Origin of the sequence: Porphyromonas sp. HMSC065F10, from assembly GCF_001808555.1 — a bacterium.
Classification (GTDB): Bacteria; Bacteroidota; Bacteroidia; order Bacteroidales; family Porphyromonadaceae; genus Porphyromonas_A.
Map to the genome: position 1 here is coordinate 1 of NZ_KV793784.1, position 12401 is coordinate 12401.

At 57.2% G+C, this 12401-nt stretch carries 11 protein-coding genes; 6 read left to right on the top strand and 5 right to left on the bottom strand.

Features of this window, described 5'->3' with window-relative positions:
* Positions 1–582: 582 nt before the first annotated feature.
* The 6 genes from HMPREF2890_RS04655 to lpxB all read left to right on the top strand — a co-directional run bounded on the left by HMPREF2890_RS04655 (position 583) and on the right by lpxB (position 5621).
* The gene (locus HMPREF2890_RS04655) at positions 583–933 is read left to right on the top strand and encodes a 6-pyruvoyl trahydropterin synthase family protein (RefSeq protein ID WP_070466052.1); all 351 of its coding nucleotides are present in this window, start codon (positions 583–585) and stop codon (positions 931–933) included.
* On the top strand, positions 930–1508 hold the full coding sequence (locus tag HMPREF2890_RS04660) for a 7-carboxy-7-deazaguanine synthase QueE (protein WP_070466055.1): 579 nt from the start codon (positions 930–932) through the stop codon (positions 1506–1508). Before HMPREF2890_RS04655 ends, HMPREF2890_RS04660 begins: the two co-directional genes overlap by 4 nt.
* 97 nt (positions 1509–1605) lie before the next feature.
* A complete protein-coding gene (locus tag HMPREF2890_RS04665) occupies positions 1606–3150 on the top strand; it encodes a glycine--tRNA ligase (RefSeq protein ID WP_070466057.1) in 1545 nt (514 codons plus the stop codon).
* Positions 3151–3165: 15 nt separating this feature from the next.
* On the top strand, positions 3166–3714 hold the full coding sequence (locus HMPREF2890_RS04670; protein WP_070466059.1) for an FKBP-type peptidyl-prolyl cis-trans isomerase: 549 nt from the start codon (positions 3166–3168) through the stop codon (positions 3712–3714).
* On the top strand, positions 3714–4484 hold the full coding sequence (surE, locus tag HMPREF2890_RS04675; RefSeq protein ID WP_070466061.1) for a 5'/3'-nucleotidase SurE: 771 nt from the start codon (positions 3714–3716) through the stop codon (positions 4482–4484). Before HMPREF2890_RS04670 ends, surE begins: the two co-directional genes overlap by 1 nt.
* A 6-nt stretch (positions 4485–4490) precedes the next feature.
* Positions 4491–5621 (top strand): lipid-A-disaccharide synthase, encoded by a 1131-nt coding sequence (gene lpxB / locus HMPREF2890_RS04680; protein WP_070466063.1) that lies wholly within the window; start codon positions 4491–4493, stop codon positions 5619–5621.
* Here the strand turns inward: lpxB and HMPREF2890_RS04685 are convergent.
* From HMPREF2890_RS04685 to HMPREF2890_RS04705, 5 genes are all read right to left on the bottom strand, one after another.
* Complete coding sequence (locus tag HMPREF2890_RS04685) at positions 5613–6575, bottom strand: glycosyltransferase (RefSeq protein WP_070466065.1); 963 nt, start codon at positions 6573–6575, stop codon at positions 5613–5615. The genes lpxB and HMPREF2890_RS04685 overlap by 9 nt on opposite strands.
* Positions 6576–6588: 13 nt before the next feature.
* Positions 6589–7458: a hypothetical protein gene (locus tag HMPREF2890_RS04690; RefSeq protein ID WP_070466067.1), complete on the bottom strand. Its 870-nt coding sequence runs from the start codon at positions 7456–7458 to the stop codon at positions 6589–6591.
* A 23-nt stretch (positions 7459–7481) separates the two neighbouring features.
* On the bottom strand, positions 7482–8771 hold the full coding sequence (purD, locus tag HMPREF2890_RS04695; protein ID WP_070466070.1) for a phosphoribosylamine--glycine ligase: 1290 nt from the start codon (positions 8769–8771) through the stop codon (positions 7482–7484).
* A 20-nt stretch (positions 8772–8791) separates the two neighbouring features.
* The gene (locus HMPREF2890_RS04700) at positions 8792–10945 is read right to left on the bottom strand and encodes a S9 family peptidase (RefSeq protein ID WP_070466072.1); all 2154 of its coding nucleotides are present in this window, start codon (positions 10943–10945) and stop codon (positions 8792–8794) included.
* 79 nt (positions 10946–11024) lie between these two features.
* Complete coding sequence (locus HMPREF2890_RS04705) at positions 11025–12401, bottom strand: MATE family efflux transporter (RefSeq protein WP_070466075.1); 1377 nt, start codon at positions 12399–12401, stop codon at positions 11025–11027.

A 12401-nucleotide genomic window follows, 5' to 3' on the forward strand; every position in this document is an offset into this window, starting at 1 on the left:
CGCTCTGATTTTCAGACGTTTTTCTTGTTTTTGTTCAGCGAGACCTCGGGCAAATCCAAAAACGTCCCCCCTGGATGACGAACCGCTAAGCAGAGCGGTGTATGATCCGAGCCCCTGATCTAATATCGGTATTAGAGATCACTAATACCGGTAAAAGAATTCACTAATACCGATATTAGTCTTCTCTAATACCGGTAAAAGAATGGAGTTTGATGCCGAGACTGTTAGGCTGGCGTAAAATCCACCTGATGTCTCGCAAGGGGCAGGGTCATCGTGTGTGCGCTCGGGCATGGTCGTGACGCTATTTACCGATCCTCATACCCGTCACCACTGCTCAGTGGGTGGGGCGAAGCGAGGGAGGCGTGTAAAATCAGTATCTTTGCATAAGGAAATAAGAAAGATACGGATCTTTGTGCCCTACTGTGTCGGGGGCTTATCGAGACTCCACCACGGATAGGTATGAGAGTTCGTTCTCCCGATATGTATTCCCCGTCCCGACCGCCCATTGATCGGTCCTTGTCATCGGGGCAATCAGCACAGATCCACTCAATCCCTTTTTGTAAGAGGACACTATATAATATTATGTACTATATCGCTAAGAGACTTGAGGTCGCCGGATGTCACCATCTAGAGCTTCCCTATCCCAGCAAGTGTAGCCGAGTGCATGGGCACAACTGGATCATCACGATCTATTGCCGCTCCGAGCAGCTCAATGCCGAGGGTATGGTGGTAGACTTCAATGTCATCAAGGAACGGATCCACACCTATCTCGATCATGGGGACTTCAATGAGCTGCTGCCCTTCAACCCCACAGCGGAGAATATCGCCCGCTGGTGTGTGGAGCAGATCCCCAATTGCTACAAGGCTAAGGTGTGTGAGTCGGAGAATAATACTGCACTCTATTCCATCGACGACAATGACGCCGGCCTATGAGGGTCTGCGAGATCTTTTACTCCCTGCAGGGAGAGGGCGTGCAGGCAGGTACTCCGGCGGTCTTCCTTCGCTTCTCGGGCTGCAACTTAGCCTGTGACTTCTGTGACACAGACTTCCGGCACGGCACCGAGATGACGGAGGCTGAGATCCTCACGGAGATCGGTTCATACCCCGCTCCGCTCGTTGTTGTGACCGGTGGAGAGCCCTCTCTCCAGCTGACGGAGTCTCTCGTTGAGGGGCTTCGGGCGCTCGGCAAGCGTGTCGCTGTGGAGACCAATGGCACCCATCCGCTCCCCCCTGGGGTGGACTGGGTCACCTGCTCGCCCAAGCTCGCCTATGTGGGGGCAAAGGGTCGTGTGGTCCTCGAGCGCGTAGATGAGCTCAAGGTGATCTACGACGGGGCGCATGAGGTGAGCGACTACGGCATCCACGCCGACCACTACCTCCTCCAGCCCTGTGATGTGGGCGACCCGGTGCGCAATCGTGAGATCATCGCTGAGACCGTCGCCTATGTGCTCGCTCATCCGCAGTGGCGCCTCTCTCTCCAGCAGCATAAGCTCCTCGGTGTCCGCTGACTTTTTCAGGGGATAGTGCGTACAATTTTGATTACCTTTGCGTAGACGACCTTCGGGGTCGTCCTTGTAAGCGAACCAATTGATTTTCCCATATAATATGTCTGAGAATAACGAGACGCTCTTCAAGACAATCATCAGTCACTGCAAGGAGTATGGCTTTGTCTTCCCCTCCTCCGAGATCTACGATGGTCTCAGTGCCGTCTATGACTATGGTCAGAATGGAATTGAGCTGAAGAATAACATCAAGCGCTACTGGTGGGAGAGCATGACGCACCTGCACGATAATATCGCAGGGCTGGACTCCTCCATCTTTATGCACCCGAGGATCTGGGAGGCGTCGGGTCACTTGGCGGCCTTCAATGACCCGATGATTGACAATAAGGACTCCAAGAAGCGGTACCGTGCCGACGTCCTTGTGGAGGATTATATCGCTAAGCTGGATGGGAAGATCGAGAAGGATATCGCCAAGGCGCGTAAGCGCTTCGGTGATAGCTTTGACGAGGCGCAGTATCGTGAGACGAGTGTCAATCTGAAGCGCGTACTCGATGAGCGAAAGAGGGTCTACGACCGCTACGCTGAGGTGGCGGGGAGTGGTGATCTGGTGGGACTTCATCAGCTGATCCTGGACTGCGAGATCGCTGATCCGGTGAGCGGCTCACGCAACTGGACCGACGTGCGGCAGTTTAACCTTATGTTCTCCACCCAGATGGGCTCCGCCTCCGACGACACGATGACGGTCTATCTGCGGCCCGAGACGGCACAGGGAATCTTTGTCAATTTCCTCAATGTGCAGAAGACGGGTCGCATGAAGATCCCCTTCGGCATCGCACAGATCGGTAAGGCGTTCCGCAACGAGATCGTGGCACGGCAGTTTATCTTCCGTATGCGTGAGTTTGAGCAGATGGAGATGCAGTACTTCGTGAAGCCCGGGACGGAGATCGACTGGTTTGAGCAGTGGAAGGCGGCGCGGATGAAGTGGCACAAGAATCTCGGTCTCGGGGACGATAAGTACCGCTTCCACGACCACGAGAAGCTGGCGCACTACGCCAATGCAGCGACGGACATCGAGTTTGAGATGCCCTTTGGCTTCAGCGAGGTGGAGGGAGTCCACTCGCGGACCAATTTTGACCTCAGCCAGCACGAGAAGTACAGTGGCAAGAAGCTACGGTACTACGATCCGGAGCTGGGTGATAGCTATGTCCCCTACGTGGTAGAGACCTCCATAGGTGTGGATCGCCTCTTCCTCAGCATCATGTGCGGCTCCTACGTGGAGGAGGAGCTTGAGAATGGCTCCTCCAGAGTGGTGCTCAAGCTGCCACCGGCACTGGCGCCCACCAAGGTGGCTGTGCTCCCGCTGGTCGCTAAGGACGGTCTGCCTGAGATCGCTGAGTCGGTCATGAAGGAGCTGCGGTATGACTTCAATTGTGTCTACGATGAGAAGGACTCCATCGGCAAGCGCTACCGCCGTCACGACGCCATCGGCACGCCCTACTGCGTGACTATTGATAATGACACACCTTCGGACGAGGCAGTGACCGTTCGCTTCCGCGACACGATGGAGCAGAAGCGTGTCCCGATCCGGGAGCTGCACGCACTGATCGATGAGAAGGTCAGTATGAAGTCCCTCCTGAAGAACCTCTGATCCCCTTTTTTGCATATGAAGTCCATACTAAAAGGTCTCCTCCTCTCGCTTACCCTCGGCCTCTCGCTCGGTCTCCTCACCGCCTGCGATCAGACGGCTCCCGATGAGGCGAAGTCGGAGTATAGGGTGAAGAACGAGAAGTACGTGGAGGATATCGCTGCTGATACCTCCTACAAGAAGCTTGCTTTTGAGCTGTCTCCCTATGCCATTTACTACAAGGTGATCAAGGGCTTGCCGGAGGGAGCCGAGCCTCAGAGGCCGCTCCAGAATAGTCAGGTGGAGTATAAGTATACCATCAAGCTGATTAGCGGTGAGGTGCTTGAGACCGACGAGATTGTCAAGTCCTGGATATACCACCAGGAGGGTAACGGACGACCTGAGTCGATCATCCGGGGGATGCAGCTGGCTCTCCAGCATATGTCTGTCGGTGAGAAGTGGGAGGTGGTGATCCCCTGGCAGCTGGGCTACGGCGCCTATACCTATGGTGGCTCCTCTCGCTCGTCTATCCCTGCATTCTCTACCCTGATCTTTGAGGTGACCCTTCTCTCTATCCCCACGCTCTGATGGCCAAGCGTCCACTTTTCTTAGTCAGTAATGATGACGGCGTCTTCGCCAAGGGGCTGACGGAGCTCTCCCTCTCGCTACGAGATATGGGCGATGTGATCGTCGTCGCACCTGATGAGCCGAGGAGTGGCTCCTCGAGTGCCATCACCACCCGCAACCCGATCACCTACAGCCTCGTCCGCTCGGAGCCGGGGCTGACGGTCTATAGCTGCACCGGCACGCCTGCCGACTGCGTCAAGCTGGCACTCAATGTCATCGTGACGGAGATGCCGGATATCGTCATTGCGGGGATCAACCACGGGGACAATAAGGGCATTGCGGTGAATTACTCCGGCACCCTTGGTGCTGCGATCGAGGGGTGCATCTTTGACATTCCCTCCCTCGCCATCTCGCTTATCCATGGCAAGCAGGAGAGCGACTACCTCGCCTGCTGTCGCTATGCGCGTGCCATCTGCCGGCGGATCCTCAAGGAGGGGTTGCCTCGTGGGGTCTACCTCAATGTCAATGTGCCCAATATCCCTCGCGTCAGAGGGCTGAGGGTCTGCAGTCAGGCGGACGGGAGGTACCACAACGAATTCATCAAGCAGCGTAACCCTCAGGGGAAGGATGTCTACTGGCTGAGTGGTGACCTGGTGCTCAATGAGCCGGCCGAGAAAGGTTGGGACGTAGCTACCCTTGATCGAGGCTACGCCACGATGGTGCCGTGTAAGATCGACGTCACTGCCTATCAGTATGTACGCGACCTGCAGTCGTGGGAGGAGGATGACTGACGCCGGATGAAGTATTTCCTCATAGCGGGTGAGGCGAGTGGAGACCTCCACGCCGCACATCTGATGTCTGCCTTGAGAGTCGAGGACCCTCAGGCAGACTTTGCCTATATGGGCGGTGCCGCCATGAGAGAGAGGGGAGGGACGTGTGTGCTGAGGTCGGAGGAGATGGCCTACATGGGTATCGTGGATGTCCTACGGCACTACCCCGAGATCAGACGAGGACGGAATGTGGTGAGGCAGTCCCTGCTTGACTATCGCCCGGATGTGGTGATCTGTGTGGACTACGGCTCCTTCTGTATGCGGTATATCCTGCCCTTTGTGCGGAAGCAGCTGCCCACGACGCGGATCGTCTACTTTATCCCGCCCAAGGTGTGGGCATGGAAGGAGTTTCGCGTCCGTCAGCTGAGGCGTGACTGCGACTTGATCCAGTGTATCTTCCCCTTCGAGGTACCTTACTTCCGCTCCAAGGGGGTGGAGCGTGTCTCCTATGTCGGCAATCCTACCTATGAGGAGGTGATGCACTTCAGGTCACACCGCAGCGCTGACGTGACGATAGAGGAGCGACCTTACATTGCGCTACTCTGTGGTAGTCGTCTCTCAGAAGTGAGGCGTAATCTCCCCCTGATGCTGGAGAGTGTGGCGTCTCTTGGCGACAGGTACCGGCTGGTGGTGGCCGGCGTCTCCGCCATCGACCGGTCGCTCTACAGCGAGATCATAGAGCGCCACAGCATACAGAGGGTGGAGGTGCGGTATGGGGAGACTTACGAGATCCTCTCGGGTGCGGATGCAGCATTAGTGACCTCCGGCACGGCGACCCTTGAGACGGCTCTTCTCGGTGCGCCTCAGGTGGTGTGCTATGCTACGCGTGCCGGACGATTGGTGAATTTCGCCTTTGACCACTTCTTCAAGGTCCCCTATATCTCGCTCGTCAATCTGATCGCTCGCCGTGAGGTGGTGGCGGAGCTCTTCGGAGCAAGGTGTTCGGTCAAGGCGATACGGAGTCACCTCACGCCCCTGCTCTCTGACACGGCTGAGCGAAGAGCGCTGCTGGAGGCTTACGATGCCGTCTCGGAGGCTCTCCGGACGGAGTTCCCGGCCTCGACGTTGGCGGCTCGGGAGATCGTTGCTCTACTTTGAGCCTTCCCCCCTCCCTATCTTTGCCTCAATAAAGCCGATCCCGTAGCCAAAGAGCTGGACAAAGGCTGCTATCACGCAATTGACCGCCAGCTCGAGCGAGTCGCCCCGACCATAGACATCAAAGATGATCAGGAGGGCGTACAGGAGTGGAAACATCAGCCCGCCATATAGGCTGGTGAGTAGGGCGATGAAGCATAAGACCACGAAGAGTGAGGGAAGGTAGTGCACCGGCTTCATGCTGCCGGGATGGAGACGCTCCAGCATCACGCGAGCCCGTCCGCTGTGGCGTACCTGTGCGAAGAATTTCTTGTACGTGTCTCGCCGCTTGTGGTAGACAAAGAGGTCTTCGTACAGCGCAGAGTGGTAGCCCGCCTCTATCACCCGCAGGCTGAAGTCAATGTCCTCCCCATAGCGTAGATCTTGACGAAAGCCTCCTACCGCCTCATACGCCGTGCGCGACACGCCCATATTGTAGGTGCGGGGGTAAAACTTGTCCAGAGGCTGGTCCTTTCGCCCCCCTCGGATGCCTCCTGTGGTGAAGAATGAGGTCATCGCATAGCTGATCGCACGCTGTGTCACGGTGTAGTCCTCCTTCGCCGCATCCGGACCGCCAAAGAGGTCTGCCGGTCTCCGCTCTATGTTGAGGGCCAGTGTACTCAGGTAGCAGGACGGGAGCTCTACGTCGGAGTCAAGGAAGAGGAAGATATCTCCCTGTGCCACTTTGGCCCCATAGTTGCGCGCAGCGGAGGGACCGGCATTGGGGGACTGGTAGAGGTATCGGACCGGCAGCTTGTCGGCATAGCTCTCGCATACCTCACGGCAGGGGAGGTCGGAGCCGTCCTCCACGACCACCACTTCGTAGTCGAGGGGCGTGCTCTCCTGACTGAGGAAGCTCTCGAGGAGCTCCTTGATCTCATCGGGGCGATTGTAGACAGGGATGATGAAGGATATCATAGGATGCGTGTCATCAGAAAAGGGGGTATAGGAATGCGTATAGCGTAAAGCCGGTTATAGACCCGAGTACGGATGTGAGAAATACAAGGCGTCGGGTATTTGTGCAGAGAAATGCGGTCACGCACGAGATGCAGAAGAAGAGTGACAAGACGGGCGAGGGCATCTCTGCCGAGTAGTAGAGACAGTATAGGACGAAGAGGAACCAGCCCAGCCTGAGGTGGAGATGGGTGACCCAACGGTATCTCGCGATGGCGTGCCTGCGGACTATCATAGTCTCTATAGTGGCAGCCGTCAGCAGCATCAGGAGGGATGATACTCGTAGCCAGTCGTCGGTACTACTCGGGAGACTTGGGTGAAGAAGAGATCCATAGGTGCGGTCAATAAATCCCAGCACACCCTCCGGTGTGGGAGGCGCAAGGAGGAGGATCCCCACCCAGAGCACCATAAGCACCCCCAGAACCATGGCAGAGTAGTGACGCCAAGTCCCCAGCCCGATCTGCCTGAGCATAAAGCCAAAGATGAGGAGTGTCGGCAGCCATACCGGATCAATCAGAGAGAGAAGCCCGATGCCAAGCCCGATATTAAAACCGATGAATGGGGACTTGTGCTGAGCGATCGAGGTGATGATGTACTCGCTGAGGAAGACCAGGATGATCGTTGCGATCACCGTCAGGGAGAGTGAGCGTGTCGCTATGCCTACCTGACTCGTCATCAGGAGCGCCATCATTATCCACGAGGTCGTCTCGTGGATATGTGATCCGTAGCTGAGGATATTGTGCCTGTGGAGCAGGAATAGTAGGGCTGCGGAGAGTACGAGCGCAACTATTGGCTCAGAGAGCACTTGCTCTCCGAGTGACGATAGCTTAGTCAGGTATTGCTCCATAAGGCTCAGTCTCCGGTCCCTCCTTACTCGTACTCCACGAGATCCTTGCCGATGTCGTGCCGGTAGTACATATCGTCAAAGCAGGTCATCATCATCCGGTCGTAGGCTCTCTTCCTCGCCCGCATGATCCCTCTATCAAGTGCGGTGACGGCAAAGACTCGCCCGCCACATGAGCGGATGTCTCGTCCGCTGCCTGTGGTCCCGGAGTGGAAGACGATTGAGCTGTCGGTGTCGTCACCGTAGATGATGACCTGGGCGCCCTTGGGGTAGCTCTCTGGATAGCCCTTCATGGCCGCCACGACCGTGAGCGCTGTCTCCTCGATCTCGCCGGGGTCCTCGGTGTCGGCTAAGGTCTGATCCCGGAGGGCAAGCAGCGATGGAACCAGGTCGCCCGCAATCCTCGGCATTACCGCCTGTGTCTCGGGGTCGCCCATGCGGCAGTTGTACTCAATGACGTAGGGGTCGCCACCCTGATTCATCAGACCGAAGTAGAGGAACCCTCGGTAGTCTATCTCGTCCTCCGCAAGGCCGCGGATGGTGGGCTCGATGATCCTCTCTTTCACCTTCGTCATAAATTCATCATCGATAAAGGGGACAGGTGATACCGCACCCATACCTCCTGTATTGAGTCCCGTATCTCCCTCTCCGATGCGCTTGTAGTCCTTTGCCGTCGGCAGGATGCGGAAGCTCTTGCCATCGGTGAGGACGAAGACGGAGCACTCAATGCCGGTGAGGCAGCTCTCTATGAGGATCGTGTCGGCTGAGTGCCCAAACTTTCCCCCGAGCATACTGTCCAGTCCCTCCTCTGCCTCCTCGAGGGTCTGACAGATCAGCACGCCCTTGCCGGCTGCAAGACCATCCGCCTTGAGGACATAGGGAGCCTTCTCTTCGTTGCGGAGGTAGTCCATCGCCTGCTCCCGCTCATCGGCAATGAAGGAGCGGTACTTGGCTGTTGGGATGCCATGCCTCTGCATAAAAGCCTTGGCGAAGTCCTTACTCCCCTCCATCTGTGCCGCCTCGCGAGTGGGACCTACGATGTGGAGGGAGCTTAGCTCGGGGCGTGCTAATAGCCGGTCTACCAGCCCGCCTACTAAGGGCTGCTCCGGACCGACCACAAGTAGCTCGACAGACTCTTTGGTCAGAAAGTCTGCAACGGCATCGGCATCATTGATGTCGAGGTCGGCATTCCTTGTCTTGGGGAAAGCCCCCGCATTGCCCGGTGCAATGATCACCTCGCTGACCAGTGGACTCTTGGCTATTTTCCATGCTATGGCTTGCTCACGTCCTCCGGAGCCGAGCACTAATGCTTTCATATCACTTACAGAAATTGAGATTACTTGAGGAAGTCATCGAAGTAGCGACTGATGACGTTATTGAGGTGTACCCGATCCGGACCCAGGACATTGTGCTCGTGATCGGGATAGATCATATAGTCCGGGTAGGTGCGGGCGGCAATGCAGGCGTTGAGGAAGGTCTGAGAGTTTTGCCACACTACTACCGGATCGACACCGCCGTGGATGAGGAGCAGTCTCCCTCGCAGGTCCTTGGCTCGGTCAGAGAGACGCGCGGCAGCGTAGCCCTCGGGATTCTCCTGCGGGGTGTCCATATACCGCTCGCCGTACATGATCTCGTAGAACGCCCAGTCGATCACCGGACCGCCGGCGACACCGACCTTGAAGGTATCCCCGTGGGTCAGCATCAGATTGGTAGTCATGAAGCCACCGAAGCTCCAGCCGTAGACGCCAAGTCGGTCGGTATCGACGTAGGGTAGGGAGGAGAGAAACTTTACCCCCTCCATCTGGTCCTCCATCTCCGCCTTACCCAGCCGGCGGTGGATGATGCTCTCAAAGGCCATTCCTCGATTGTTGGATCCACGTCCGTCCACAGTGAAGACGATGTAGCCCTGCTCAGCCATATAGTTGTCCCAATTGTACCGGAGGCTCCGCCAGCTATCCGTCACCAGCTGGGCATGAGGACCTCCATAGACATAGACGATGGTCGGGTACTTCTTCCCCTCCTCGAGCGTTGCGGGCAGGGTCATCTTGTAGTACAGATCGGTCACACCATCGGCCGACTTGATCGTCCCGAGACGTACCTCGGGTCGATGGGAGAGGTCGGAGGGTACCTCGCACTTCTTGAGCAGATGAGAGCGGATGGCTTTTTTCCCTAAGTCAATGATCCGAGCCTCCGCCGCGGTGTCCTTGGAGCTGAAGAGATCATACGCTGTCGTATAGTCCGCCGACAGACTGCAGGAGTGCCACCCCCGCTCAGGGGTGATGGCGGTCATCTTGCCACTCGCAAGCGCCACCCTATAGAGTGCCTGACCCATCGGGTAACCCTCGTTGCCGATGAAGTAGGCGTAGCGATCGTCCGGTGAGATCCCGTAGAGCGACTTGACCTCCCACTCTCCCTTGGTGAGCTGACGGATCAGCTTACCGTCCCTCGTGCGATAGAGGTAGAGGTGGCGGTAGCCGTCGATGCGGGTGGAGCGGACAAAAGCCTTGCCGTCACCGGTGAAGGCTATGGGTTCCAATGGCTCGATGTACCTTTCGTTGCGCTCTGTCAGCACGGTTCGCACGGCGCGACCGCTCTCCACGCTGTACTCCACCAGGTTGCACTCGTCCTGCGAGCGCTTCACCTCATCGATGTAGAGGCTCTTCTCGTCCGGTGCCCAGGAGAGGTTGGTGAAGTACCTGTCTCTGGGCTCACCGGTGGCGAGGTAGCGGATGGAGCCATCTGCTGTGTCGTAGATGCCTACGGTCGTATGCTGAGAGCCTTGTCCTGCCATCGGGTACTTCAGCGGGTCACTCTCCGCTATCGGACGATGGATCCGGACGATCGGGTAGTCCGTCACCTCCGACTGGTCGATGCGGTAAAAGGCGAAGTACCTGCCGCTCGGGGAGAAGAAGATACCCGACTCGGTCCCAAACTCGTTCCGCGCGGCCGGCATCCCGTAGACAATATCGTGCGATGAGTCGCTCACCAGCTCACGAGGCTCAGCCGCACCGCTCTCCAGTAGGGCCATCGTCTCACCGTCCGAGAGGACGATGTAGGAGGCTCCCGGAGCCACGTGTAGATGCTGCCACCGCTTCGTGTCGTACGCAAAGTGCTTGGCGACGGACTTAGACTTCAGGCCAATGAAGTCGATGCCCCTCTCTGTGGTGCGTGACAAGTACTCACCTTTGCCGTACACCGTCAGCCAGGGAAGTGCCATGACCGGGGTGTCGTCGATCTGTGACCACTCTTGCAGCGTCAGGAGATCGGTCTCGCGACCGGACTTGTCCACCAGCTTGAGTCCCTCCTTGTCGTATGTGACCACGCCATCACCGATGATCCCGCAGATCATCGGTGTAGAGGGTTGGTGGCTCCAGTAGGTCCGCCCCCCGGGGGTGACATCATCCAGCGTCAGTGGCTCGACGGTCTGTGCCTGTAGCAGGTGGCAACCGGCGATCAGGGAGAGGAGAAAAAGGTAAGTCTTGGTGCTCATTTTATCTCTATCTATACTCTTATATTAAATGTACAAGACAATCGTTAGCTCAGTGTAAATGTACCAAAAGAAGTCCGAATTATGCTCCCTCTGGTATCTGCTCCACGGACGTATCGGTGGGCGGGTAGATCTTGGCGCGTCCCTTCAGTAGGTAATAGCCGCCTGCAAGTGTCCCCTTGAGGATGCAGGTGATGCAGATCGTCCACCAGAGGCAGGAGATCCCGCCGATCAGGCTGAGCAGTACGAGAGCCATGGGGATACGGAGGAAGTTGCACCCGATACTGATCGCTGACGGAGGTAGTGGGCGTCGCATACCGTAGAAGAAGCCCTGGAAGCAGACCTCGACCATCATAAAGGCTTGGGCCCATGCATCGATCCGGAGGTACTCCGCCCCGGCGGCGATACCGTGGGGATCATTGGGGATGATGAGGGAGAATAGCCACGACCCGCCGAAGTAATTGATCAGCGTCCCCACGATCCCGAAGAATAGGCAGAGCCAGAGGGTAAATCGCAGCCCCTCGCGGATCCGTCCGTACTTCGCAGCGCCATAGTTTTGCGACACAAAGCTGGAGAGAGACGTGGAGAATCCCTGACCGGCATTCCACGTGATGCCCTCCAGCTGTCCCCCGATCGTCAGGGTCATCACGCCGGTGGCGCCCCCCGCTGCGGAGGCAAAGCGGCCAAGGATAAGGTTGATCACCGCCAGGAACGCATTCATCAGCGCAGCCGGTACCCCCAGCTTAAGTATGGTCCGGGTCGTCTGGGCAGACAGCGTCCGGATCATCCGGAAGCCTCCCAGCAGCCGATCTCGGTACTTCATCTGGATGAGGAAGAGCGACATCAGGATCGCCTGTGAGAGCACCGTGGCGAGAGCGGCACCCCGTATGCCGAGACCGAGGACAAAGATGAATATTGGATCAAGGATCATATTGAGCCCCAGCCCGATCACATTGACTACAAAGGGGATCTTGGAGAGTCCGGAGGCGTTGTATATCCCGATGAATGCATTGCTGAGAAAGATGAAGGGGAACCCCAGCGCACAGAGCCTCAGGTAGTCAGTCGCATACCTGTCCACCGGTGCCTCGAGCCCATAGAAGCCGATGAAGGTGTCTGTGAAGAGCATAAAGGTGAGCGAGGTGACGAGACCGAGGTAGAGTGCCAGTGTGATATTGTGAGCCGCAAAGTCCGCTGCTGCCCGCTCGTCCTTTCGCCCAATGCCATTAGCCACCGTTACCTCAGCACCTACCTTGGTGATGAGCGTAAAGCAATTGACCAACCAGGTAAAGACGGATGCCGCACCGGAGGCAGCGACCGTCTGGCTACTCAGTCGTCCCAGCCACGCCATGTCGACGAAGCTGTAGAGCAGTAGGGTAAATGAGCTCCCCAGTATCGGCAGTGCCAGCGAAACGATCTGCTTACCGATCGGTCCCGCAGTAAGGTCCTTGGCCTCTCTCAT